Genomic DNA, 25,930 nt, shown 5'->3' with positions numbered 1-25,930 from the left:
TCGGGGACTCCGAGCGTACACCTGTAAGAACAGGAGGAAGAATTATGGCAGAAGACAAGAACGTTTCATCAGGCAACACATCCATGCTGCTGCTGCAGCTGCTGTCTGAGAGGGATATGTATGGTTATGAGATGATTGAAACCCTTCAGAAGCGGTCGGAATTTGTATTTAACCTGAAAGCGGGTACTATGTATCCTCTTCTCCACACCATGGAAGCCAAACGGCTCCTGGTATCATATGAAAAGGAGGCCCAGGGAAAGGTGCGCAGATACTATTCCATCACCAAAGAGGGCAGGGGTGTCCTGGCTAAGAAGAAGGAGGATTGGAACACTTATTCCAAGGCAGTGGAACATGTGATAGGAGGTGCCCTGTATGGAAATGCATGAATATCTGGATCTTTTAACCGGGCAGATCAGGAATAAGAAAGCAGGGGCATCTGTGGCAAAGGAGATCAAAAGCCATATGGAAGACCAGGCCCAGGTCTATATGGAACAGGGGATGGGGCAGGAGGAGGCCCTGGCAGAAGCAGTGCGCCAGATGGGAAATCCTGTGGAGGTGGGGATCGATATGGACCGGATCCACCGCCCCAGGAATAACTGGAAGCTGCTTGGGGCAATGGCTGTGCTGAGCCTGGTGGGCCTGCTGGTGCAGTACTTATGTATCTACCGGTTTGGAGGTGACCAGCTTGCCGGGACCGGAGGGGGCCATGCATTTATGAGACAATGCCTGTATACTTTCCTGGGCCTTGCGGGAATGGCCCTTCTGTATTTCTTTGATTACAGCATGTTTAGCAGATACGGCGGAGGGATCGGATTTTTATTCCTTGCAGCAATCGCTCTTGCCTGTATCCTGGGCTTTGCCAGAAAAGCCAACGGCGGCCATTCCTACCTGAAGCCCATCATGTACCTGTTCATCCCTGTTTACGGCGGAATTCTGTACCGGTACAGGGGAAGGGGGTATGCGTGCATCGCCGGTTCCCTGCTATGGCTGTTTGCGGCTGCATGGGTCGGTTTTGGAGTGATCGGAGGCGGCATCAGCATTACATTGGATGTGATGTTTGTTTGCTGCCTGATGTTTACAGCAGCTCTGATCAAAAACTGGTATCAGGTAAAGCACAGGTGGGTGCCCCTCTCAGGTCTGGGCATCATGTCCCTGCTTTTGGGCGTACTATCGTTTGTAAACATGGCACCTTATCAGTATCGGAGGATTATGGCATACCTGAATCCCCGGGCTTATGCAAAGGAGGGCAGCTTTGTCACCCTTAAGGTGAGAGAGATGATATCCCAGTTAAAACCCATAGGGGGAATGCAGGGAAGGGGATATGGTCTATCAGAGACCCCGGCCCATGTACTGCCGTGGGGCCAAAGCGATTTTGTGATCCTTCAGGCAGCTTCCATGTGGGGAACCCTGGCGGCCTTTGGACTGGCTGCGCTGCTGATCCTGTTCCTTTCCGGCTTGTTCTTTATGGTAAAGCGGCAGAAGAATCAGCTGGGGCAGATGATCGGGTATGGGTGTGTCCTGATCCTTGTGATAGAGACGGCCACCCACCTGCTTAATAATCTTGGCATACTCTACCTGTCTTCAGCAGGTCTGCCCTTTTTTACCTTTGGCCTGTACCATACGGTTGCCGTCTATGGGCTGCTGGGAATCCTATTCAGTATTTACAGATACCAGGACCTGGTCTGGGAACCGGGGGCAGAGGAGAAAAACAGGGAAAAGGGGATCCTGGCATACCTGGGAAAGTACCGGATCCGGATTGAAAGAACGGATGTATAAAGGAGAATGGGAGTGTAAATAGGGAAATAAGGGTGTAAATAGGGAAATAAGAAATAACAGTAAATTGTGTGAGAATTCTCGGGTTATACCAGACTAATTCCCCTAACCTGTATGATGTGTTTGATAAAATTCGGACAATATTGATTATTTTCTAACAATATTGACAATTTTCGGAAAAGGATATATGATTAAAGTGAAACAATCATATGGATGGGAAAAAGGAGGTTACGTTATGGCTAAAGATCCTTTGTTGCTGTTGGACAACAGCACGCTGGCTTATATTCTGGGGAATGGAGATTACCGTTTTACCAACATTGAGTTTGAAGAAGCCAAGGCGATTATGGAGATGAAAGGAACACCGGATATTGTAAGGGTGTTTGCCAATCCGGAACTGGAACACATCATGTTTGAATATCTGGATATTGAAAAACAGGACTTTGCCTATACGCCGGTAAAGGAGATGCACGTGGGACAGGATGCAATTGCGTTTAAGCTGTATATCACGCCCTCCGGAACCCAGCCCATTGTATTGGGCGAGGATGGACAGCAGGCAAAGAAGATAAAGAATCTGTACATTTACTGTCAGCATGTTGTCCGGCTGAAATAATACATAGTTACCTATCAGACATCCCATGAGATAAAGGCAGCCTGCCCGGAAAGGAGATCCGGGCAGGCTGTATTATGCTACTTAAACATATTATTTAACGGTGTCTAATTCAAAGCCAAAGTAATTGACGGCATTGTTGTAGCAGATTCCCCTGACGATCTCCTCAAGAGCCTTCATGTCAGCAGGATACTCGCCGTTTTCAACCCATCCGCCCAGAAGTTCGCAGAGAACACGGCGGAAATACTCATGCCTTGTGTAGGACAGGAAGCTTCTGGAATCTGTCAGCATGCCGATAAAGTTGCCCAGGCAGCCCTGGTTGGCCAGAGATACCATCTGCTCTGTCATGCCTACCTTGTGATCATTGAACCACCAGGCGGAACCGTGCTGGATCTTTCCGGGGAACTTGTCCTGGAAACAGCCTATGATGGTGCCGATGGAAACATTGTCATTGGGGTTCAGTGAGTAAAGGATGGTCTTTGGAATCTCATTGCCTGTGCTCAGCGCATTTAAGAAGTCAGCCATCTGTGCGCTGGGGGCATAATTGTTGATGCAGTCAAATCCGGTATCGGGACCCAGCTGCTCAAACATGTAGGCATTGTTGTCGCGCTTGCAGCCGTAATGGATCTGCATGATCCATCCCATTCTGTTGTATTCACGTGCAGCAAATAGCATAAATGCTGTCTTGAATTTCAGTTCCTCTTCCTTGGAGACTGCCTCGCCCTTTAATCCCTTTGCAAGGATGGCGTCAACCTCAGCTTCTGTGGAAGGTACATACATCACGTACTCCAGTGCATGGTCGGATACACAGCAGCCCATGGAGGTGAAGAAATCCATACGGACCTGAAGGGCTTTCTTTAGGGATGCGAAATCCGTTACCTGAATGCCGCTCACCTCGGAGAGACGTGCCATATAAGCAGGGAAAGTAGGCTTTTCAACGTTCATGGCCTTGTCCGGTCGCCATGCGGGCAGTACCTGTACGTCAAAGGAAGGATCCTCAGCAATCTTCTTATGCCATTCCAGGGAGTCGACCGGGTCATCAGTGGTGCAGATCAATGTTACATGGGACTGCTTGATCAGGTTGCGGACCGTCATGGAGCTTTCCTGAAGCTTTGCATTGCACAGATCCCATACTTCCTTGGCAGTGTCGCCGTTTAAATAGCCTTCATATCCAAAATATCTTCTAAGTTCCAGATGGCTCCAGTGATACAGAGGATTGCCGATCAGCTTAGGCATGGTCTCAGCCCAGGCTTTGAACTTCTCCCAGTCTGTGCTGTCCCCGGTCACATACTTTTCATCTATGCCGTTGGAGCGCATCTGACGCCACTTGTAGTGGTCGCCTCCCAGCCATACCTGGGTAATGGTGTCAAATTTCCGGTCTTCATAAATTTCCTGTGGGTTGATGTGGCAGTGATAGTCAAGAATCGGCATATTTGCTGCGAAATCGTGATACAGTGTCTTTGCCATGTCGCTGGATAATAAGAAATCCTTGTCCAAAAATGCTTTCATGTTTGATGGTCCTCCTTAAGAATTAAAAATTTGTGGTTTTTCTTTTTATAAGATCAGAGGCGATCGTGGTCCGGCTGGGCACATTTACGCCGCTGAAAACCCCCATAAGAGTGTTGATGGTGGTGGTGCACAGTGCCTCCACCTTGCTGTCAATGGATGTAATCTCCGGATCCGTGCACCGTGACAGGATGGAGTTATTATATCCAATGATATTCAGCTCTTCAGGTATGGAAATGCCCGCTTCATGGGCATACTTGACAGTGCCCACCGCAAGGGAGTCATCGGAAGTCATGACCGCATCAAAGGAAAGCCCCTGTTCCCTGAGGGATAATAGCAGTTCCTTGGAAGCGCCTATGTCCTTGGGACACTGATGGATCAGTTCATCCTTTGGCTCCACGCCGAATGCTTTTAATGCGTCCTTGTATCCCTCTAACTTGTTGACACCGCTGTAGGAATAGCTGGTATAAAGGTAGAGGATGCGTCTCCTGCCTGCCTGGAGCAGCTGTGTGGCCGCGCCGAACATGGCGGCGTGGTCATCGCATACCGTACTGTAGATATTATCCCCTTCCAGGTAGCCGTTTACCAGCATGATGGGAAGGTCGGCGGCGGCTTCGGTTATATAGGCGTTATCCTTGGAGCGCATCTCCACAAACTTGGAGCCTGCCAATATGATGGCGTCCACACGTTTGGAGCGCAGAAGCTCAAAATACTTCTGTTTGGCATCCAGATCATATCCGGTACAGCACAAAATAGCGTCATAATTGTGGGACCTGAGTCCCCGCTCAAGGTAATAAATAGCACCTGCCAGGTAGGGATCCGAGGAGTCGGAGCACATGATCCCAATGGTCTGCATGGTGTTCAGGCCAAGCCCTCTGGCAAACACATTAGGAGTATACCCCAAATCATCCATAACTTTCAAGACCTTTTCCCTGGTCTTTTCACTGACATTGGCATTGCCGTTTAAAACCCTGGACACAGTGGCTATGGATACTCCCGCATGTTCGGAAACATCATATATATTCATAAAAAAACCTCACATTCTGTAAGCGCTTACAAGCTAAGTTTATTATACATATTCCTCGTCAGTATTGCAATACTTTTCTATTTTTTTATTGACTTATTCCCCGAAAATGGGTAGAATAATTGTAAGTACTTACAAAAATATGACACAGGATTTCAAATAAAATGATAGGAGAATGTGAAGACCATGCAGGATATTGTTAAAATCAACAGGAATGATAATGTTGCCGTTGCACTGCGCCCGGTTTCCATGGGAGAGACCATATGCGTGGAGGGAACGGATGTTGCCGTCACTGAGGACATCCCCCAGGGCCACAAGTTTGCCTTAAGGGATATCAGGTCAGGGGAGGAAGTGGTCAAATACGGCTTCCGGATCGGATACGCAAAAGAGGATATAAAGGCAGGCAGCTGGGTTCATGTGCACAATGTAAAGACTGCGCTGGGAGATGTTCTTACCTATGATTATATACCGGACGGAAGGGATGTGGAGCCCACGGACCATGTTTTCTTTGACGGCTACCGCCGGGCGGACGGCAAGGTTGGCATCCGCAATGAGATCTGGATCATTCCCACAGTGGGCTGTGTCAATTCCATTGCAAAGGCGCTGGAAGCCCAGGCCGGGAAGCTGGCGGGGGGAACGGTGGAGGATGTGATCGCATTTCCACATCCCTATGGATGCTCCCAGATGGGAGATGACCAGGAGAATACAAGAAAGGTGCTGGCTGACATGATCCATCACCCCAATGCCGGAGGAGTGCTTGTGCTTGGCCTGGGATGTGAAAACAGCAATATTCCTGTGCTTATGGATTATATTGGCGAGTATGACAAGGACCGGGTGAAGTTCCTCCAGTGCCAGGATGTGGAGGATGAGATGGAGACGGCCATGGGTATGCTGGAAGAACTTGCCGCATATGCAGGTGCATTTTCCAGGGAGAAGATAGATGCCAGCGAACTGGTCATCGGCATGAAGTGCGGAGGTTCCGATGGGCTTTCCGGCATTACGGCCAATCCGGTTGTGGGAGCATTTTCAGACCTGCTGGTGAGCAAGGGCGGGACTACGATCCTTACGGAAGTGCCTGAGATGTTCGGGGCCGAGACCATCCTCATGAACCGCTGCGCCACACCGGAACTATTTGGTAAGACCGTGGATCTGATCAATGGGTTTAAGAATTACTTTACCAGCCATAACCAGACCATCTATGAGAATCCGTCCCCGGGCAACAAAAAGGGGGGTATCTCAACCCTGGAGGACAAGTCCCTGGGCTGTACCCAGAAGTCGGGAAGTGCGCTTGTAAGAGGTGTTCTGGAATATGGGGAGCCGGTGAAGGTAAAGGGGCTTAACCTGCTCAGCGCCCCGGGCAACGATCTGGTGGCCTCCACGGCCCTGGCAGTGTCCGGCGCCCACATGGTGCTCTTTACCACAGGAAGGGGAACGCCCTTTGCCTCCCCGGTACCCACGGTAAAGATCTCTAGCAACTCCAAGCTGGCCGGGCATAAGGACAACTGGATCGATTTTAATGCGGGCCGCATGGTGGAGGATATGACAAAGGAAGAACTTGCACAGGAGCTGCTGGACTATGTGCTGGCAGTGGCTTCCGGGAAAAAGGTGAAGTCAGAGGAAGCAGGCTTCCATGATATGGCTATTTTCAAGCAGGGAGTGACCCTGTAGGGAATAATATAAGGAGCCTGGGCAGGAGTGCGGGGGAAACACACTCTGACGCCTGGGCTCTGTGTTTCCTTGTCCGCTGAGATGCCGCGCTTAAAAAGCAGGATTTCATGTAACTTCCACTTGCATCAGGGTACGGGTTGATGTATACTGAAATCAGATGAATTTCGTATATACGGATATATAATGTATATGCGAATATCAATAAAGCGGGAGGTGTCCATGAAACTGAACAGAACCACACTGCGTACCGTGGAGATATTAAAACTGGTATCAAAAAAGCCGGATGGGATCACGCTGGATGAGATATGTGAAAAACTTGATATGCCCAAGACAAGCGGCTATGACATAGTGACAACCCTGGTGCAGACCGGGATGATACATGTGGCCAGGGAGCAGAAGCAGCGCTACACCATCGGCCTCACGGCATACAGGATCGGTATCAATTATACCAATAACCTGGATTTTATCAGCACCATTGACCCGGTGCTGAAGGCATTTTCAAGGGAGGTGGGAAAGACCGTATTCTTTGGCACACGCACGGACGATGCCATTGTGTACATCTGCAAGTTTGAACCTGAGAACCCCATTATTACCACAGCAACCGTAGGCACTAAGAATCCCATTTACTGCACGTCCCTGGGAAAAGCCATTATGGCATTTACAGAGGAGGAGGAAGTGAGGCGGGTGCTGGAGCGCATAACCTTTAAAAAACATACGGGGCGGACCCTTGGAACCAGGGAAGAGTTTGAGAAGGAGCTGGAACGGGTGCGAAAAAAGGGATATGCCTTTGACGCCAGGGAACTGGAGGAACACATGGAATGTGTGGGAGCGCCGGTATTTGGGCAGGATGGTAATGTAATGGGTGCGATCAGCGTGTCCAGCCTTTATAAACCCACAGAGGATTATGATGCCCTGGGACGCCAGGTGCAGGCAAAGGCAGCGGAGATTTCAAGGCTCCTGGGATTTTTGGGGAAATGCTGAATTCCGGCATAGAAAAACTTGTTTTTTTACCTCTTTTGCTGTTGACAAATGATGCGGTAACGATTAAAATTTAACTATAGAAATCGCAAATATGAAACTGATTCGTATATGCGAATTTTCAGAGAGAAGGAGAAGCGAAATGAAAAAAGAACACGTTTTAGCAAGAATGAAAGAGGATTGTCTGGTTGCTGTTGTTCGTGCAAAGAACTACGAGCAGGGTGAGAAAGTAGTTGACGCTATCATTGAGGGCGGCATTAACTTTATTGAGCTGACCATGACCATGGATGAGGGCGACCCTGTTGAATTCATCAAGATGATGGCTAATAAGTATAAAAACAATGACAAGATCGTGATCGGCGCAGGTACTGTACTGGATCCTGAGACCGCAAGGGCATGCATCCTGGCAGGCGCTAACTATATTGTAAGCCCTGGTCTTAACGTAGATACCATTAAGCTTTGCAACCGTTACAGAGTGCCTATGCTTCCGGGCGTCATGACTCCAACCGAGGCGATCACAGCGTTGGAAGCCGGATGCGATATCATCAAGGTATTCCCAGGCAACATTGTGGGACCGGCAGCGATCAGCTCCTTTAAGGGACCCCTTCCCCAGGGCGAGTTCATGCCATCCGGCGGCGTTGATGTTGACAACGTTGACAAGTGGATCAAGGCAGGCGCATATGCAGTGGGCACAGGTTCCAGCCTGACCAAGGGCGCTAAGACAGGCGATTTCGCAGCAGTGACAGCAAAGGCACAGGAATTTGTTGCAGCAGTGGCGGCAGCCAGAGCATAATCTATTCATTCAAAAAAAGGAGAATCATACAATGGCAAAAATAGTTACCATGGGCGAAATCATGTTAAGATTATCTACCCCCAACAATGAAAAATTCATCCAGGCAGACGAGTTTGATATCAACTACGGCGGCGGAGAGGCCAATGTGGCTGTATCTCTGGCCAACTACGGACATGATGTTCAGTTTGTGACAGCTATCCCCAAGAATCCAATCGGTGACTGCGCAGTGGCGGCACTGAGAAAATATAATGTAGGAACAAAGCATATTGCACGCAGCGGCGAGAGACTGGGAATCTACTTCCTGGAGACCGGTTCTGCAATGAGGGCTTCCAATGTTGTTTATGACCGTGCAAACAGCGCCATTGCAACAGCAACTCCTGATGAGTTCAACTTTGATGAAATCTTTGCTGATGCTGACTGGTTCCATTTTACAGGTATCACACCAGCTGTCAGCGATGCGGCCATCGCTCTGACTGAGGCTGCTTTAAAGGCGGCAAAGGCTCACGGCGTAACCGTGTCCGTTGACTTAAACTTCCGTAAGAAACTGTGGTCTTCCGAGAAGGCACAGAAGGTTATGACCAACCTGATGCAGTATGTGGACGTGTGCATTGGAAATGAAGAGGATGCTGAGAAGGTTCTGGGCTTCAAGCCGGGTAATACAGATGTTACCTCCGGTGAGCTGGAACTGGCTGGCTATGTTGACATTTTTAACCAGATGGCTGATAAGTTCGGCTTTAAGTATATCATCAGCTCCCTGCGCGAAAGCTACAGCGCATCTGACAACGGCTGGTCCGCATGCATCATGGATGGCAAGACACGTGAATTCTACCACTCCAGAAAGTACAGGGTTACACCTATTGTGGACCGTGTAGGCGGCGGAGACTCCTTTGCAGGCGGTCTGATCTGCGGTCTGGCAGACGGCAAGGATATGAAAGCAGCCCTGGAATTTGCCGTAGCGGCATCTGCATTAAAGCACACGATCCCTGGCGACTTTAACTTGGTGTCACGTGCTGACGTGGATAACCTGGCCGGCGGTGACGGTTCAGGCCGTGTTCAGAGATAATCAGATCAGAAGACAGAGATGATCGGATCGGGTAATGACCGGAAGAAGTGACCGGAGCAAGTGACCGGAACAAGTGACAATCATACAATTGGAAGCGGCTAATCCTGTACAGGAATTAGCCGTTTCTTATAATAGTACGGGTGTCCGAAGGATCAATATGAATAAAAGGAGAGTTATAATGGGAATAAAAAACAGCAGGGATTTTGATCTACTGACCCTGGGACAGCTGCTTTTAAGGCTTTCACCGCCTGACAATGAGCGTCTGTCCAGAGGTGATACATTTGTGAAGCAGGTTGGCGGGGCGGAACTGAACGTGGCGGTGGGCGCGGCTCTTTTAGGCCTTCATACAGGCGTTATATCCAAGCTGCCTGCCCATGACATAGGCAGTTTCATGAAAGGCAAGATCCGTTCCTTTGGGGTCAGCGATGATTTCTTTATGTACGACCAGTCTTCCTCAGCCCGTGTGGGCATTTACTATTATGAGAACGGCGCATATCCCAGAAAGCCAAAGGTCATCTATGACCGCAATAACAGTTCCTTTTTTTCACTGAACATTGATGAGATACCCGAGGAGGTGTATACGGCTTCCAAGTGTTTCCATACAACAGGGATTACCCTGGCGCTGAATGAGAAGATCCGCGAGACCACCATTGAGATGATCAAGCGGTTTAAGGCGGCCGGGACTCTGGTGTCCTTTGATGTGAACTTCAGAGGCAACCTGTGGACCGGGGATGAGGCAAGGGAATGCATCCTGCGCATCCTTCCCTATGTAGATATCTTTTTCTGTTCCGAGGATACGGCAAGGCTGACCTTCCTGAAGACAGGAACAGCCAAGGAGATGATGAAGAGCTTTTCCCAGGAATTTCCCATCTCCATTGTGGCCTCTACGCAGAGGATTGTCCACAGTCCCAAACGCCATACATTTGGATCCGTTATTTATGATGCTGCCAGGGATGAATATTATGAGGAAGAGCCTTACCGGGATATTGAAGTGGTGGACCGGATCGGAAGCGGGGACGCTTATATCTCCGGCGCCCTGTACGGACTGCTAAGCAGCGGCGGTGACTGTTCCAAGGCCATTGCTTACGGCAATGCCACAGCTGCTGTGAAGAACACCATTCCAGGGGACCTGCCTTCGTCCAACCTGGAGGAAATTGAAACCATTATCAAGGCTCACAACCAGACAGGTCCCCAGTCTGAGATGGCCCGGTAGGAAATTGTTGCTAAATTGTAAAAACTTTGAAATATTTGTCACAACGTTAATCCATAATTCAGAATTATTAAGAAATCCTTTATTGGATATGGACGATAAATGATATATACTTCTCATACAAACATTAATAATGCTCTGTGCACCACAAACGGTCATCAGGGCATTACCCATGAAAAGGAGAAGATAATATTGAGAAAATATCGATTATATGCAGCAGGAGTTTGTGCAGCCGTGGTACTTGGAATTGGAGGATGTGCATCGAATGCCAATGCTTCATCCGGAACCACAGCAGCCACACAGGAGAGCCAGGAGGCATCCAAAGAGGAGACAACAGTGGAAGACACCACCGTGGTTGAGTCAGTGACAGGCGCTATTGAGAGTATGGAGGAGAGCCAGGCGGAAGCGCTTCAGTCCATCCGCATTTACGGACCGGTTACAAAGATGGAAGACGGCAGGCTGTCCATTGATAATCAGTCCGGCATGAGCAGCAGCGGGGAGATCATCCTCAATGTATCCTCAGACGCCACATACATACTGGATGCAGTTACCGGGCTTCCTATTAAGGCGGAGGATATTAAGGACGGGGAGACTATCTACGCATACATCGGCCCGGCCATGACCATGAGCCTTCCGCCTATGACCAATGCGGAAGTGATCTTTGCCAACATACCGGCAGACGCAAAGGTACCGGATTTTGTGGAGGTCAAGTCCATGATCACAGATGCCGCAACCTCCAAGTCCGTATTGACGGCAGTGGACGGCACCGAATACACACTGGCTCCGGACTGCAACATATTCCCATATCTTACAAGAAATATTGTCACACTGGACGACCTGACCCAGGGAAGAAAATGCGTGGTATGGTCAGATGATGACAATGCAGCAGTGAAGATCATGGTGTTTGCGGAGTAGATTCAGATTTAATAGGTGAGAAGGGGAGAAGGTGCATCCGTCCGTTCAGGAAATGGGGCAACGGCAGCGGAGGCTGCGGGTCTAGCAGCTCTAAGACTCTGAAAACCGTCTAAGAACAAGAGGCTGGCCGTCTAAAACTCGCGGTCAGCCTCTTCCCGGCTTTAGATATAGAGTTCAGACAAAGGGCGTCAGCCTCTTAACGCCGGTTTTTACGGCCTAAGACCTGCGACCCTGTGGATGCATCCGCATCCCCATCCCCGTTCCCTTCACCTGCAGCGCACTGATCTCTTGCCAGGAATTAACCATTGTGTGATAATTATACAATCAATATGCAATCGTTAGTTAGAGGTGCCGGTATGGTAGAACGATATGCGGTTAATCTTTATTTTATGTTGCGGTAAGTATGTAAGACTGCAGATTTTATGAAAGAGTAAATAAAAACTACTGGCTACGGAACATAGCTAGTAGTTTTTTTGTTGTATTAAACCCGAAAATCCATATATCGCCCGGCAATATCTCCGGTAAATTCGAGTTGCGTATACGGTGTATCGGGATAAATACAGCAGCTCATAGTAACTGTTCCGTGATCAAGAAACAGTTCGATATGGGATACATCAAAAATAACTTCCATCTGCCAGGGGCCTGAAAAGAAGCGTGATGCAAACCGTTCTGAAAAATATTTTCTGTTAAATTCTTTGGAAAAATCATTTCTTCCAGCTGATGAACGGTCAAAGAATAATGAGTTATCTTTGATCCCGAATTGAAGCGTCTGACCGCGGTCATTGGAAAATGAGATTATTCCATCGCCGTTTCCTCTCAGGTCAAGTCCAAATACCTCAGATGTGATGACATCGCGATCATTTAAAAGGCGCAGGTTAGTGATGAGAGATTGAAGACCTGCCGGTGCAGATGCCAATCTGTACCCATCAGGGGTTTTTATTAGGGAGAGTTTACGGGCCAGTGTCATGGCACCACAATATTCATTTGTTGGGCATTGTGATGCATATTTCCAATTGCTGGCCCATCCCATCAGAATCCTATGATCGGAATGATTAAAAGTAACGCCAGCGTAATTATCAAAGCCTTGGTCCAGCCATTGGAATTTTGATTGGGGGTCTGGAACAAACGTATATCCATCAAAAACACCTGTAAAGTATCCTGTTCTTGAGCCGCCATATTCAGCATCCAAGCTCAGACTTACAATGAAAATATCTTTTGTTCCATCAGGTGTTTGAAGTCTGAACAAATCCGGGCATTCCCATATACCCTGATGAGGGAGAAGGCTGGTTCCCTGCCCGAACTCACCGGTTTTATCCCAACGGAGCAGATCATCCGAACGGTAAAATTCTACATGATCACCGCTGGATACTACCATGCTCCAACATTTAATAATCTGGTTTTTAAAAACCTTTGGATCTCGGAAATCTGTTTGATCCGGAGGGCATGGAAGTACAGGATTGTTGAAATATTTTATAAAATTTATTCCATCCAGTGAGTAGGCAATACTTTGATGCTGTTTTCGATCGCTTTTCCCATTTGGTCCTTCCAGATTCTGGGTGTATATAGCAACAACCGGAGAGCATCCCATAGCACCCAGCCCGGATGTATTTTCCGCATCATAAACAGCTGAGCCAGAGAAAATAGTCCCCAAAGAATCAGGATAGAGCGCAACAGGTAGATGTTTCCAATGAATCAAATCTTGGCTGACTGCATGTCCCCAATGCATTGGCCCCCACACAGTTGAGCCGGGATGGTATTGATAAAAGAGATGATATGTTCCATTGGCGAAAAACATACCATTGGGATCATTAATCCACATAGAGGGGGCGGTAAAATGTATCTTTGGTCTGAAATCACGTACTCCCATGGTACTCATATATAAATTATCCCTCCTAAGTACTAATAGATACTGGCCATATTCCAGATATCCAATGAGTTTATTGTTATGTTTCCTCCAAGGGCTTCCAGTGATACCTGCGTACTGTCTTTAGAAGGATACATCATTTGCATCATGGTGATTCTTCCATTTGCAAATATTTCTACCATACATCGGTCAACTAAAATCCGCAGGTCCAGATGACTTTCTTCAACGTCCGGGATATTCATTACTTCCGGATTACGTCCCTCTGCATCAGGAGACAGAGAGGAACGGGTGGTGTCCGCAATCAGATAGTATTCAGAAACAATTGAATCTCCGCGCCGCATACGGGAGCGATTGACGGTAATGTCTGTATGCTCCATGCCATCTGGTGAGCGGAGTACGCGCAGTGTTAAGCCGCGTGCACTGGTTAAATCTAGTGTCAAATGAATATCCAATGCGTTTCCATTAACATCCAGGATCGTTTCCCGGAACGCAGCAAGATTTAAACTATGGCAGGAAAAATGTGAAGTATGTAAACTGTTTAGTGCTTCAACCGGCTCAATATTGAGATAGCCCTTTTTATTGACTATTACATGATGCATGACTGTCATACAGCCTTGCCTTGTTAGCGTCAAGTTAGCATCGGTGGTATTATAAATCAGGTAAAGACCACCTTTTCCATCTGGTGTAGTGCAGGGCGCCTGATAACTGGAGCAACCGATAGGGCCAAAATTAAACCGCATGTGTTTTTCTGGATAAAATTTATGCAGTATTTTATCATAGGTCCCTAACAGACAATGAGGACCGGTACGATGGCTAAAATGGAATAGTAGATATTTGCCTTCTGTTCCTATCGGCCAGAAATAAGGGCAGGCGCCATCATTGCCTAATTCCAATTGGGGAAATCCGTCTTCTGTCAATTCGCCCATATAAGTCCAACGGGACAAATCTTGAGAGAAAAACAGGTGCTCCACCATTTTGTTATTATAACCTGTATGACGGGCTTCCTCTTCTCCATAGTAGCAGCCGGATAGAGCATAATAGCCTTCATCCTCTTTCCAGATAAATGGATCAAATACGCGGTAGGGCCTGCCGTCTGAACTATTTGGAGTCAGGGGTATAACGGGGCAATGCTCATTTTTCTCCCAATTTAGCAGCATAGGATCATGGGAAGTGGCGATCATATTACCAATTCCACGTCCATGGTACATGGCAATCACCCTGTCATTCTCTACAAGTGAAGAACCGCTGAATACTGCATACTCTATATCCGGATAGATGGCTAATGGAAGATCCTTCCAATGCACCATATCGCTGCTCACTGTATGTCCCCAGTGCTGTCTGGGATCATTGGGAGGATAAGCTTGATAGAACAGATGATAATTTCCGTTCCAGTAACATAAGCCATTGGGATCGTTTATCTTTCCGTTTGGGGCCCAGAAATGGTAAGAGGGCATATACGGATGATCTTTCATCTCCTGCCTGTACTCTGCAAATTCCTTTAATTGGGCACTGCCTTTTAACGCTTCATACTGTGCTTCGCTTTCTTGGGGATAGTATTCTTGTGGGATTTTAGAAACATATTTCTTTTCATAAGTCTGTTTCATAAGATATTCCTTTCCAAAACAAAGGTTGACAGATAAGATATTACTTAACTCTATTAATATGGTAACATGAAAAAAATGATTTTCAATTGATGTATTATCTAAAATTTGAAATATTATTTGTTAAAAAGATACAAAAATATAATTTTAATTGAAAATAATTGTATATAATATTGATTTCATTACTTAACTGTGTTAAGCTATAAATGAAAATAAATAAAAAATGCAAAATGTTGGAGGTAAAATGAACAAATCTGTCAAGGGGCTGAATAATGAAGATTTGCTGATGTCAAATCGTGCGGTCATTCTTCAATGCTTGAAACGTAATGGTGTATGCTCCAGAGCGGATTTGGCTAAGGAAACTGGACTTACCCAGGCTACAATTTCCAAAATTATGTCCGCGCTGATCGAACTGAATATTGTTCATGAGACAGGATTCATTACCGGAGAGTTGGGTAGACGGTCACGTGGGGTTATACTCAATGCGGCAGATTATAAGGTGATTGGAATCAAGATATCAAGACGTTCGTTCTCTATTGGCTTGTTTGATATAGGAGGACATGACTATGATATTTATAAAGAAGCCATTCCGAAAGATCAGAGTCCCCAGACCAGTATACGCAAAATCCGGGAAGTGGCGGAAGATTATATCAGCCGTAGTAAAGGTATTATAGCTGTAGGAGTTACTGTACCAGGACCATATCTTCGTAAAGAGTCGAAGATTGCTGTTATGACTGAAACAACAGGATGGAATTTTCTTAATCTAAAAAAGGAGTTTTCAGATTTAGGAGGAGTACCTGTTTTTATTGAGCACGATGCCAATGCCGCTGCAATTGCAGAATGGTGGTTCGGGCAATTTGCCATGGCTACAGGAACATTAGTTTATCTTTTGGCAGATGAAGGAATCGGAGCAGGGGTTGTGGTAAACGGCAGTATGTTAACCGGCGCTAATGGAATTGCAGCTGAAATTGGACATATCAGTGTTAATGTGAATGGACAGCGGTGTGGATGCGGAAATTATGGATGTCTGGAAGGATACTGTTCGTCTCTGGCATTTGTGAAAAAAACGCGCGAGCTGTTAAAGGAACATCCGGAGAGTATACTTTCAATTCATTATCAATTGACAGCTGAGCATATATTTGACGCAGCCTACGCAGGGGATGAACTGGCATGCAGTATGGTAGAGTATGCGGGGAGATACTTAGGCTATGGCATAGTTACACTAGTTAATGCCTATGACCCTTCCGCTATTGTCATTGGAAATACAATGGCAAAGGGCGGTACACTTCTTATGGACAGTATACGTGAAGTAGTGAGAGAACGGATTTTGCCAGAGATATACTCCAAACTTTCCATGGACTTTTCAACATTTAAAATTGATCCGGTCTTATACGGTGCAGCTGCTTTAGCTACGGATCGTTTCCTTAAAAATCCGTCAAGTTTCTTGTCGATAGGGAAGCATTAAGGAAATGGTTAACAAGTTAGGAGGGAAATAATATGAACAAGGGGATTACTGATAAACATGAAGTAAGAGAAAATGGATGGCTGAAAAGAGGATTTAGGCACAGTTGGCAGTTGTATGTTCTATTGCTCCCCTCATTGATATGGCTGGCAGCATTTATGTATGGACCAATGTATGGTCTGCTCATAGCTTTTAAGGACTATAGGGCTGCAGATGGTATCATGGGAAGCCACTGGGCAGGGTTAAAGTATTTCAAGCAATTTTTTTCCACCAATATTGCTCGGCAGGTGATTTCCAACACATTGATATTAAGCCTTCAGCAACTAGCGATCTCTTTTCCTATACCAATTGTGTTTGCTTTGATGGTGAACCAAATAACGCAGAAACATTTCAGAAAATTTGTACAAACAGTATCCTATGCACCCTACTTCGTATCAGCAGTTGTTATTGTATCTATTATGCAGGTAATATTAGCGCCAGGAACTGGATTTGTTAATATTTTGATCCAGAATATGGGAAGTCGTCCTCTTATGTTCATGTCACGTCCGGAATATTTTAGGCCGCTGTATATCATATCCGGTATCTGGCAGATGATGGGATTTAATGCAATTATATATATTGCGGCATTGGCAGGCATATCACCTGATTATTATGAAGCGGCCATTATGGACGGAGCTTCTAAATTAAAGCGTATTCTTTATATTGATATCCCATTGATACTTCCTACAATCATTATAATGTTGATACTTGCAGTCGGGCAGTTGATGACGATCGGATATGAGAAGGCATACCTGATGCAGGCTGGATCCAATCTGGCAACCAGTGAGATTATTTCTACATATGTATATAAAAGCGGACTGTTAAAAGCACAATACAGTTTTGCAACAGCAGTTGGTTTGTTTAACTCGGTTGTAAATTTTATACTTTTGGCCAGTACAAATTTCATTTCCAAAAAAACTACGGATATCAGCTTATTCTAGAGAACATAAAATTACTTCACAATGAAAGTTCTAATCTGTTATACACGGGGGATGGGATAAAAGCTGAATAGGAGGCAGGGCGATGAAAGCTAAGAAAAGAATAATAAAAAAAGGGGATTTGGGATTTGACATTGTAATTATCATACTTTTAACTGTGCTTTGTATTATGATTCTGTATCCTTTGTATTATGTGCTGGTAGCATCTTTTACGGATCCGGATATTGTCAATACGGGCAAAATGCTGCTGTATCCCAAGAAGTTGTATCTGGATGGCTATAAAAAGATTTTTGAGTACAGAGATATATGGAGTGGATACTGGAATACGATTAAATATACAGTAGTAGGTACGGTACTTTCAATATGTTTGACAATTCCTGGCGCTTATGCACTTTCCAGAAGAGATTTAATGGGGCGTAAACAGATTATGTTTTTATTTACTTTTACAATGTTCTTTCAAGGAGGTTTGATACCATTATTTTTGGTCATTAATAAACTTCGTATCTATGATTCAATATGGGCAGTTACAATGCCAACGGCAGTTTCCGTATGGAATTTTATAATTTGCCGTACATTCTTTGAATCCAGCATACCTGTAGAAATTACAGAGGCGGCCAAAATTGACGGATGTAATGAGTTTCAGATTTTTTTCAGGGTAGTAATACCAATATCAACAACAATCATAGCAGTAATGATCTTGTTTTATGCAACGGCGCAGTGGAACTCTTTTATGAATCCTCTTATGTTTTTAAGGACAGGAGATAAGATGCCGCTTCAGGTGGTGTTAAGAAACCTTGTTCTGTCTAATCAAGCTGCTTCTATGAGTGCGGATGCATTGGATGCGGCTATGAGACAAAAGATGGCAGAACAGATGAAATATGGTATTATCGTAGTTTCGGCAATACCGTTATTATGTGTATACCCGTTCCTTCAGAAATATTTTGTCAAGGGAGTGACTGTGGGAGCGGTTAAGGGGTAGTAGCAGAAAAACATATATTGTAGGAGGAAAAGAAATGAAGAGAAAAAAAGTTATGTCACTTGCTTTAACTATGGTTATGGCATTATCGTCTCTTGCAGGTTGCGGAGGAGGAACTAATGCGCTGGAAGGCGGAGGGGGGCCCGCTGCAGCATCCACCTCAGGAACTGAATCATCAGATGCAGCAGAGATGTTTGACCTGACACCCGGAAATATGCCGATTGTTACAGATTCGGAAAATGCGCCTGTATTCCATATTGTACGGTCGAGAGATCCATTGCAGACTGTAAATACATCGGAACTTCCCATGTCCAAAAAATTAGAGGAAGATACAGGTATCAGGATTGAGTGGGAAGAGGTGCCGACAGTAGGGTTGACAGAAAAAATAAATCTGATGATGACGGGAAGCGATCTTCCTGATGCTTTCTGGGATTGTATCAGTAATGATATGATCAGCATTTATATGGGCCAGGATCTGCTGATTCCCGTAAATGAACTGGAAGAAAAGTATATGCCTAATTTAACAAAGATATATGAAGAACACCCGGAATATAAAGCACTTGCTACTGCTCCGGATGGAAATCGTTATGGGTTTCCATATATCGAAGAAATGTATGGACTTGTCCGCACACCGGGACCATTCTTAATCAATCAGGACTGGCTTGATAAGGTGGGTAAAGAAATGCCTACTACGTTAGATGAGTGGGTGGATTGTCTGAGAGCTTTCAAGGCGGCGGGTGATTTAAATGGAAATGGTATTGATGATGAGATACCGTTTACCTTAGGTTTGGCATCAACCGATATGTATGACTCTTACGATGTGTTCAACCGTTTCTGTATGGCGTTCGGAACTCCCACAACATCCGGAGATGAGCGTGCAGATGATAACATGGTTGTGATTGACGGAAAAGTGACGTTTACGGCAGCGGATCCGGCCTATAAGGAGACAGCAAAGTTCTTCAATCAGTTATATGAGGAAGGTCTGATTGATGTAAATGCATTTTCACCATCTCCTAATCCACGATATGCTTTATATTGGGATCAGATAAAGGGAGATACCGCATTATATGGCTGTTTTGGTACATGGTCTCCTGAAAATGAAATTCCAAATGCAGATGTAAGAGCACAGTATGCACCCCTTCCGCGTTTAGAGGGTCCGAACGGAAAGATCGGAGAGGTGGTAAACAACTCTGAAATGCAGAGGGCTGCAAGATTTGTGATCACTTCTGCGTGTGAGCATCCGGAAGTGTTAGCACGTATGGTAGACTATATATATAGCCCGGATATGTCTATCAGCTTTAACTGGAGTCCGGAAGGATATGTTTATCATGCAGATGAGACAGGAAAATGGGTATTCCAGTTTGATGATAACGGAAACATTATAATTCCTGAGCCATGGTCTACTATTTCAGAGGTGAGTAATAACACGCGTGGTACTAAGGGACCTACAGCTATTTTTAACAGCTATTATGATGATAAGGTGGAATATGATTATGCAGCACAAAATCTGTTAAAATACCAGAGGGTGAATGGTAAGGATGAGTGGCTTGAGGAGATTGAAAGTATGCCCCCTGTATTAAAAACAGCAGAAGAGATGGCAACTATTTCTCAGATTCAGCCTCAGATCAAGAACATTGTAAATTCATACCGTATGCAGTGGATTTTAGATGGAGACGCGGATGCGACCTGGGATAAATATCTGCAAGAACTTGACGCTGCCGGATTACCCCAGTTAATGGAGCTTTTCCAAACAATCTATGATCGCTATTCTGAGCAGCAATAATTAAACAAGAGCCGGCGAATGATGCAACATTCATTTGCCGGCTCTTGTTAATATTTATAACGATTCCAAACGACCGCTCAATTCCCTCTACTAATCCCCATTACTCTTTACTCAATTCCCGCACTCAATGCTGATCTCATTAAACCGCGCCAAAATATCCTCAATGCACATGGACTGCTTTTCACTGCCTTCCTTGTCTATGATGGCGTGTCCCTGATGCATCATGAGAAGACGGTCCCCGTATTCCACGGCATAGCGCAGGTTGTGTGTTACCATGATGGTGGTCAGTTGTTTTTCTTTTACGATTTTGCCGGTGAGTTCCATGATGGTCTCAGCTGTTTTGGGATCCAGAGCAGCGGTGTGTTCATCCAGGATCAGGAATTCGATGGGGGTCATGGTGGACATGAGCAGTGCCATGGCCTGGCGCTGGCCGCCGGAGAGGACTCCTACCTTTACGTCCATTTTATCCTCCAGCCCTAATCCCAGGGAGTGTAGGGCTTCGCGGTAAGCCTCCACGCGCTGTTTATTGGTTCCGGGGCAAAGGTTGAACGCTTTGCCTTTATTGTCAGCCAGGGACATGTTCTCTAAGATGGTCATGGAAGGGCAGGTGCCCATGGCTGGGTTCTGGTATACGCGGCCTATGCGGCGCTGGCGCCTGTATTCAGGCATTCTGGTGATGTCCTGGCCGCCTATGATGATGCGGCCCTGGTCCAGGGGAATGCTTCCGCAGATAATGTTGAGCATGGAGGTCTTTCCCGAACCATTGCTGCCCACCACGGACACAAACTGATGATCCTTGATGGTGAGGTTAAAATCCTCAAACAGGCACATTTCGTTGACGGTGCCGGCATTGTAATATTTATTGATATGTTTTAACTCAAGCATGGCTCTTTACCTTCTTTCCCCTGGAGGTGCTTAACACCAGGATGATCAGGAACAGGATGGAGGTGATCAGCTTCAGGTCCGAGGCTGTTACCGGGATGGAGATGGTCAGGCTTCCTATTTTGATATCGTTCAGCAAAAGGGCCAGGGATACACAGGCCTTGTAGATGATGGAGCCGATGATGACAGCCGTGGTGGACTTGACAAATCCAAACCGCTTAAACAGCTGGGTTCCGATAATTACATTGGCCAGGCCGATGACAATGGTCCCTGTGCCGATGGAGATATCAAAGAATCCTTTCTGCTGGCAGTATACGCTGCCTGCCAGGGCGGCAAAGCCGTTGGCAATGGCCAGGCCCACGATCTTTACCATTCCCTTGTCCTTGGCCAGAGAGGTGACCAGCACATCATTGTCGCCCACGGCCCTTAACAGATAACCGGACCTGGTTTTCAGATAGGCGTCCAGGAGCAGTTTGCAGACCAGGACAATGACAAGCAGGATGATGGTCACAACATAGGGGGACATGGCAGCGGGCACATGTTCAGACAGGAATGAGTTGCTGAAAATGGTGTCCTTGCTGAAAATGGGAAGATTAGACTTGCCCGCGATCCGCAGGTTGATGGAATAGAGAGCGGTCATGACAATGATCCCCGAAAGCAGGTCCCGGACCTTCAGCTTCACGTGGATCAATCCTGTGATGCATCCTGCCGCAGCTCCTGCCGCAAAGGACAGGATAAGGGCGGCAAATGGATGCAGGAAGCCGTTTGCAATGCCGATGGCAGTGAGGGCGGCGCCCAGGGGAAATGTTCCATCCACGGAAAGATCCGGAAAATCCAGAATCTTATAGGTGATGTATACGCCTAGAGCCATGATGGCATAAACCAGGCCTTCTTCAAAGATACCAAAAATAATCGTTGTCATGATGTTCCTCCCAATCCGTTATGTGTACTCCGGGAGATTCCCGGAATACACGTATGAGCGCTTCTTAATTATATCTATTGTGTGATTTCTGAGAAGAGCTCTGCTGCGCCTGTTGTCAGATCCTCCGGCAGGGTGATGCCCAGGTTTTCAGCCACCTTGGTATTGCCGTAGAATGCAGCCTCCTTAATGGTTTCATAATTCAGTTCGCTGGCCTTTTTCTCGCCCTTTAAAACCTGTGCAGCCATCTTTCCGGTCTGTTTTCCAAGTTCAATGTAATCCAGTCCCATGGCAGCCAGGCAACCGATCTTTACCTGCTCTATTTCGCTTCCAAATACGGGAATATTCTTGGCGGCGGCCTTGTCAAGGATCACAGGAAGGGATGCAACAACGGTATTGTCTGTAAGGTTTGTGATACAGTCCACTTTATTGATCAATGTATCGGCAGCCAGGGAAATGTCGGCTGAGGAGGAGACACCGGTGTCCACGATCTCAAATCCATAGTTTGGTGCAAGCTCTTTGTATTCGGCAATGGCTGATTCGGAATTTACCTCGCTGGTGGTGTACATGATTCCGATCTTCTTTGCATCGGGAAGGATGGCGCGGATCATTTTAAGCTGCTGTTCCACTGGAAGCTTATCGCTGGTTCCTGTGATCTCACCCACGGGGGTTCCGTCCGCATTGGCCAGCTCTGCGGCAACCGGGTCTGTTACAGCTGTGAAGATGACCGGGGTACTTGACTTCTTGGCCACGCCGTATTCCGCCTGTGCCATAGGGGTTGCAATGCCGCACATCAGGTCCACTTCCTTACCGGCGAAGTTGGTTGCGATCTGGCTTGCGGTTCCGCCGTCTGCCTGGGAGTTTTCATAGAGGATGGTCAGGTTTTTCCCCTCCTGGATGCCGGACTCGGCCAGACCGGCCAAAAAGCCCTCGCGGCAGTTGTCCAGGGAACCGTGCTCTGCAAACTGGCCAATGCCGATGGTATAGGAAGCATTGCTTTCTGCCTTGTCAGCGGCTTCGGATGAAGACTCCGGAGTCTCCTTGGCGGAATTCCCGGATTGGGTGTCTGCCGCTGAATTGGTCTCCGCACCTGCCTGGGCAGTGGTTGTATTTTGTGAAGATGATTGTGAAGATGATTGTGAAGATGATCCGCATCCGGCTAACAGGGATGCGCTTACGGCTGCGGTTAAAAGCATTGCAATTGTCTTTTTCATAATAAATATCCTCCTGAATATACTAAAATGTTTGATCGTTTCTCAGTTGATTCATCAATAAAATTCCGTTGGAGAAGGCTTTTTCCTGGAACCCCAGGTGCGCGCTGCCTGAAATTACCGGGTGTCAGTGGGGCATAGGTTGGCAAAAAACTGCAGCTGCCATGTATGACAGCCTGTTTACTGCATAAAAAAACGCCCCAACTATGGTATTGACCATAATTGAGACGAAATTAAATCCGCGGTGCCACTCAAATTGACTAAAAAGTCCACTTTACACATACTATCATATGTGCCGCATGCATAACGGTTGCGGAATCCGTCGGTCCATACGGAAAAATCTTTCAGGACCGCCCTCAAAAGTCCATTCAGCTGCCAGCCTTATACCGCAATCCCACCACCTGCGGCTCTCTGTGTTAATGCTTTGGAAGCTTACTCCTCTTTCTCTACGGTTTATTTTATTAACCCGTATCTTAATACAATGGAGTGCATTTGTCAATAGGTTTTTTAAATTTTGTGAAAATTACTTTAATTGGTTGTCAAAATGTGGTAGACTGTAGATGGTAAGAAATATAGTGCACACAGCTTCTGGACCACAGATAATGGGTGCCCATAACAAGGAGGAAAACTGCATGAGACGTTTACTTATAGTAGTGGATATGCAGAAGGATTTCGTGGACGGAGCCTTGGGAACCAAGGAAGCCCAGGCCATTGTCCCTTATGTGATCCGTAAGATAAAGGAATACGAGGCAGATGGCCAGGAGGTGGTATTTACCCTGGACACACATTTTGACAATTATCTGGATACCATGGAAGGCAAGAAACTTCCTGTAGTCCATTGCGTCAAGGGAACTCCCGGATGGGAACTTGCCGGTGAACTCAAAGCATTCACCGGAAAGAAATTTGAGAAACACACCTTTGGCAGCATGGAACTGGCGGCGTATGTGGAAAAAGGATCCTATGACACTGTGGAACTGGTGGGACTGTGCACGGATATCTGCGTGATCTCCAACGCCATGGTGATCAAGGCAGCTGTCCCGGAAATGACCATTCAGGTGGATGGGTCCTGTTGTGCGGGAGTAACGCCAAAGAGCCATGAGAACGCGCTGAACGCCATGAAGATGTGCCATATTAATATTGTAGATGGAAATGGATCACAGGATTTGGGATAAACATAAGCAAGGGGGTTTTATTATGAATGACAGGCATTTTGTAATTACGATTGAACGCCAGTACGGCAGCGGCGGCAGGCTTACGGGCAAAAGGCTGGCTGAGGAGCTGGGAATCCATTTTTATGATGAGGAAATACTTAAGATGACATCGGAGACAAGCGCGATCGGAGAGCAGTATTTCCGGCTGGCAGATGAAAAGGCGGGCAACAATCTGCTGTACCGCATTGTAACCAGTATGAAGCCGGAACTGACAGAGCCGGACAGGGACGGACATCATATCACATCACCGGAGAACCTGTTCCGCTTCCAGTCCTCTGTGATCCGCAGCCTTGCAGCTTCGGAAACATGTATCATCGTGGGACGCTGCGGAAACTATGTACTGCAGGACCAGATGGAAAATGTGATCCGCATCTTTGTCTATGGGGACACGGTTACAAGGATCCGCAGGGTCATGGACGTGGATAAGGTGGATGAGGCCGAGGCGCTGCGCCGTATGAGAAGGATCGACAAGGAAAGGACGGAGTATCACCGCTATTTTACAGGCAGGGAATGGATGGACATGGAGAACTATGACCTTCCCATTAACGCCAGCCGTATTGACTATGACCAGATGATCCAGCTGATCAAGGATTATCTGAAGCTGCGGGGATTTCTATAAGTTTATGGAACATGGGGGTTCTGTCTGAGGATCCCCATGTTTTAGATAGAATCGAGGGATAAGATATGAATATATTTGCGGGAATTATGATTCCCTTTATCGGAACCACAGCAGGCGCTGCCTGCGTGTTTTTCCTGAAAAATGCATTAAAGCCAAGGGTGCAGAAGGCATTTCTGGGCTTTGCGTCAGGGGTCATGGTGGCCGCGTCCGTGTGGTCGCTGCTGATCCCTTCCATGAACATGAGTGAGCATCTTGGCAAGATGGCGTTTGTTCCGGCCTCAGCGGGCTTTTTGCTGGGTATTGGTTTTCTGCTTTTGCTGGATGAGGTGATCCCCCATCTGCACATTGACACGGATGAACCAGAGGGGCCCAAGGGCAACTGGAAAAAGAGTACCATGCTGGTGCTGGCAGTGACCCTCCACAACATACCGGAAGGCATGGCTGTGGGCGTGGCCTTTGCAGGACTCCTGTCAGAGAACAGCTCCATCACCATGGCAGGGGCACTGGCGCTGTCAGTTGGCATTGCCATTCAGAATTTTCCCGAAGGCGCGATCATTTCCCTCCCCCTAAAGGAGGCGGTGGGTAAGAAAAAGGCCTTTGTGTACGGTATGCTGTCCGGTATTGTGGAGCCCATTGGAGCCTTCCTTATGCTGGCGCTGTCCGAGGTCCTGGGGCCTGCGCTGCCGTATTTCCTGTCATTTGCCGCAGGAGCCATGATCTATGTGGTGGTGGAGGAACTGATCCCGGAATCGGCCCAGGGAGAACACTCCAATGTGGCGACCATTGGGTTTGCCGCAGGGTTTGTGGTGATGATGATACTGGATGTGGCTCTGGGATAGGAGCTGCGCCATTAGGCAAGACCGCTGCGGTCTTCTGATATGAAACATA

At 46.9% G+C, this 25,930-nt stretch carries 23 protein-coding genes and 1 other annotated feature; of the genes, 16 read left to right on the top strand and 7 right to left on the bottom strand.

The annotated features are described in order from the left end of the window. The first annotated feature begins 44 nt into the window (after window positions 1-44). The 3 genes from HMPREF9469_RS02085 to HMPREF9469_RS02075 all read left to right on the top strand — a co-directional run bounded on the left by HMPREF9469_RS02085 (window position 45) and on the right by HMPREF9469_RS02075 (window position 2,383). Window positions 45-386, top strand: coding sequence for a PadR family transcriptional regulator (locus tag HMPREF9469_RS02085; RefSeq protein WP_007858677.1), 342 nt, complete (start codon window positions 45-47; stop codon window positions 384-386). Next, window positions 373-1,776 (top strand): FtsW/RodA/SpoVE family cell cycle protein, encoded by a 1,404-nt coding sequence (locus HMPREF9469_RS02080; RefSeq protein ID WP_007858676.1) that lies wholly within the window; start codon window positions 373-375, stop codon window positions 1,774-1,776. The genes HMPREF9469_RS02085 and HMPREF9469_RS02080 overlap by 14 nt, the downstream gene beginning before the upstream one ends. A 232-nt stretch (window positions 1,777-2,008) precedes the next feature. Beyond that, window positions 2,009-2,383, top strand: coding sequence for a hypothetical protein (locus tag HMPREF9469_RS02075; RefSeq protein ID WP_007858675.1), 375 nt, complete (start codon window positions 2,009-2,011; stop codon window positions 2,381-2,383). Between the two features lie 90 nt (window positions 2,384-2,473). Here HMPREF9469_RS02075 and uxaC read toward each other — a convergent pair whose 3' ends face one another. Both uxaC and HMPREF9469_RS02065 read right to left on the bottom strand, forming a co-directional pair. After that, complete coding sequence (uxaC, locus tag HMPREF9469_RS02070) at window positions 2,474-3,889, bottom strand: glucuronate isomerase (RefSeq protein WP_007858674.1); 1,416 nt, start codon at window positions 3,887-3,889, stop codon at window positions 2,474-2,476. A 22-nt stretch (window positions 3,890-3,911) separates the two neighbouring features. Then, complete coding sequence (locus HMPREF9469_RS02065; RefSeq protein ID WP_007858672.1) at window positions 3,912-4,913, bottom strand: LacI family DNA-binding transcriptional regulator; 1,002 nt, start codon at window positions 4,911-4,913, stop codon at window positions 3,912-3,914. Window positions 4,914-5,096: 183 nt separating this feature from the next. Between HMPREF9469_RS02065 and HMPREF9469_RS02060 the strand changes: the two genes are divergently transcribed. From HMPREF9469_RS02060 to HMPREF9469_RS02035, 6 genes are all read left to right on the top strand, one after another. Further along, on the top strand, window positions 5,097-6,578 hold the full coding sequence (locus HMPREF9469_RS02060) for a UxaA family hydrolase (protein ID WP_007858670.1): 1,482 nt from the start codon (window positions 5,097-5,099) through the stop codon (window positions 6,576-6,578). Window positions 6,579-6,797: 219 nt separating this feature from the next. After that, window positions 6,798-7,559, top strand: a complete 762-nt coding sequence (locus HMPREF9469_RS02055) for an IclR family transcriptional regulator (protein ID WP_007858668.1) — start codon at window positions 6,798-6,800, stop codon at window positions 7,557-7,559. A 139-nt stretch (window positions 7,560-7,698) separates the two neighbouring features. Next, window positions 7,699-8,349 (top strand): bifunctional 2-keto-4-hydroxyglutarate aldolase/2-keto-3-deoxy-6-phosphogluconate aldolase, encoded by a 651-nt coding sequence (locus tag HMPREF9469_RS02050; protein WP_007858667.1) that lies wholly within the window; start codon window positions 7,699-7,701, stop codon window positions 8,347-8,349. Window positions 8,350-8,380: 31 nt separating this feature from the next. Then, window positions 8,381-9,412 (top strand): sugar kinase, encoded by a 1,032-nt coding sequence (locus HMPREF9469_RS02045; RefSeq protein ID WP_007858666.1) that lies wholly within the window; start codon window positions 8,381-8,383, stop codon window positions 9,410-9,412. 178 nt (window positions 9,413-9,590) lie between these two features. Next, entirely contained in the window at window positions 9,591-10,625 is a 1,035-nt protein-coding gene (locus HMPREF9469_RS02040; RefSeq protein WP_007858665.1) for a sugar kinase, read from the top strand. 186 nt (window positions 10,626-10,811) lie between these two features. Next, the gene (locus HMPREF9469_RS02035; protein ID WP_195415290.1) at window positions 10,812-11,537 is read left to right on the top strand and encodes a hypothetical protein; all 726 of its coding nucleotides are present in this window, start codon (window positions 10,812-10,814) and stop codon (window positions 11,535-11,537) included. A gap of 481 nt (window positions 11,538-12,018) precedes the next feature. Here HMPREF9469_RS02035 and HMPREF9469_RS02030 read toward each other — a convergent pair whose 3' ends face one another. Next, entirely contained in the window at window positions 12,019-13,413 is a 1,395-nt protein-coding gene (locus HMPREF9469_RS02030; protein WP_007858662.1) for a glycoside hydrolase family 32 protein, read from the bottom strand. A gap of 23 nt (window positions 13,414-13,436) precedes the next feature. Further along, the gene (locus HMPREF9469_RS02025) at window positions 13,437-15,005 is read right to left on the bottom strand and encodes a glycoside hydrolase family 32 protein (RefSeq protein WP_007858660.1); all 1,569 of its coding nucleotides are present in this window, start codon (window positions 15,003-15,005) and stop codon (window positions 13,437-13,439) included. A 241-nt stretch (window positions 15,006-15,246) separates the two neighbouring features. Here HMPREF9469_RS02025 and HMPREF9469_RS02020 point away from each other — a divergent pair, with 241 nt between their 5' ends. From HMPREF9469_RS02020 to HMPREF9469_RS02005, 4 genes are all read left to right on the top strand, one after another. After that, on the top strand, window positions 15,247-16,467 hold the full coding sequence (locus HMPREF9469_RS02020) for an ROK family transcriptional regulator (protein WP_007858654.1): 1,221 nt from the start codon (window positions 15,247-15,249) through the stop codon (window positions 16,465-16,467). Window positions 16,468-16,499: 32 nt separating this feature from the next. Further along, window positions 16,500-17,444, top strand: coding sequence for an ABC transporter permease (locus HMPREF9469_RS02015; protein ID WP_007858652.1), 945 nt, complete (start codon window positions 16,500-16,502; stop codon window positions 17,442-17,444). A gap of 82 nt (window positions 17,445-17,526) precedes the next feature. Further along, window positions 17,527-18,420 (top strand): carbohydrate ABC transporter permease, encoded by an 894-nt coding sequence (locus HMPREF9469_RS02010; protein WP_007858650.1) that lies wholly within the window; start codon window positions 17,527-17,529, stop codon window positions 18,418-18,420. Between the two features lie 34 nt (window positions 18,421-18,454). Then, window positions 18,455-20,200, top strand: a complete 1,746-nt coding sequence (locus HMPREF9469_RS02005) for an extracellular solute-binding protein (RefSeq protein WP_007858649.1) — start codon at window positions 18,455-18,457, stop codon at window positions 20,198-20,200. Between the two features lie 111 nt (window positions 20,201-20,311). On the opposite strand, the gene HMPREF9469_RS02000 is transcribed toward HMPREF9469_RS02005, so the two are convergent. The 3 genes from HMPREF9469_RS02000 to HMPREF9469_RS01990 all read right to left on the bottom strand — a co-directional run bounded on the left by HMPREF9469_RS02000 (window position 20,312) and on the right by HMPREF9469_RS01990 (window position 23,215). Beyond that, window positions 20,312-21,085, bottom strand: coding sequence for an ABC transporter ATP-binding protein (locus HMPREF9469_RS02000; RefSeq protein ID WP_007858648.1), 774 nt, complete (start codon window positions 21,083-21,085; stop codon window positions 20,312-20,314). After that, complete coding sequence (locus HMPREF9469_RS01995) at window positions 21,078-22,004, bottom strand: ABC transporter permease (RefSeq protein ID WP_007858647.1); 927 nt, start codon at window positions 22,002-22,004, stop codon at window positions 21,078-21,080. The genes HMPREF9469_RS02000 and HMPREF9469_RS01995 overlap by 8 nt, the downstream gene beginning before the upstream one ends. Before the next feature lie 74 nt (window positions 22,005-22,078). Beyond that, window positions 22,079-23,215, bottom strand: a complete 1,137-nt coding sequence (locus HMPREF9469_RS01990; RefSeq protein ID WP_007858646.1) for an ABC transporter substrate-binding protein — start codon at window positions 23,213-23,215, stop codon at window positions 22,079-22,081. A gap of 217 nt (window positions 23,216-23,432) precedes the next feature. Continuing rightward, window positions 23,433-23,670: a binding site (T-box leader), on the bottom strand. A 174-nt stretch (window positions 23,671-23,844) separates the two neighbouring features. On the opposite strand from HMPREF9469_RS01990, the gene HMPREF9469_RS01985 reads away from it, so the two are divergent. From HMPREF9469_RS01985 to HMPREF9469_RS01975, 3 genes are all read left to right on the top strand, one after another. Then, a complete protein-coding gene (locus tag HMPREF9469_RS01985; RefSeq protein ID WP_007858645.1) occupies window positions 23,845-24,384 on the top strand; it encodes a cysteine hydrolase family protein in 540 nt (179 codons plus the stop codon). A gap of 22 nt (window positions 24,385-24,406) precedes the next feature. Next, window positions 24,407-25,042 carry a cytidylate kinase-like family protein gene (locus HMPREF9469_RS01980; RefSeq protein WP_007858644.1) on the top strand — a complete coding sequence of 212 codons (636 nt, stop codon included), beginning with the start codon at window positions 24,407-24,409 and terminating at the stop codon, window positions 25,040-25,042. Window positions 25,043-25,107: 65 nt separating this feature from the next. Beyond that, complete coding sequence (locus HMPREF9469_RS01975) at window positions 25,108-25,881, top strand: ZIP family metal transporter (protein WP_007858643.1); 774 nt, start codon at window positions 25,108-25,110, stop codon at window positions 25,879-25,881. The last annotated feature ends 49 nt before the right edge of the window (window positions 25,882-25,930 follow it).

Source organism: [Clostridium] citroniae WAL-17108 (assembly GCF_000233455.1).
Taxonomy (GTDB): Bacteria; Bacillota; Clostridia; order Lachnospirales; family Lachnospiraceae; genus Enterocloster; species Enterocloster citroniae.
The sequence above is the reverse complement of the archived record's forward strand: the minus strand, read 5'-3'. Positions and strand labels throughout refer to the sequence as shown.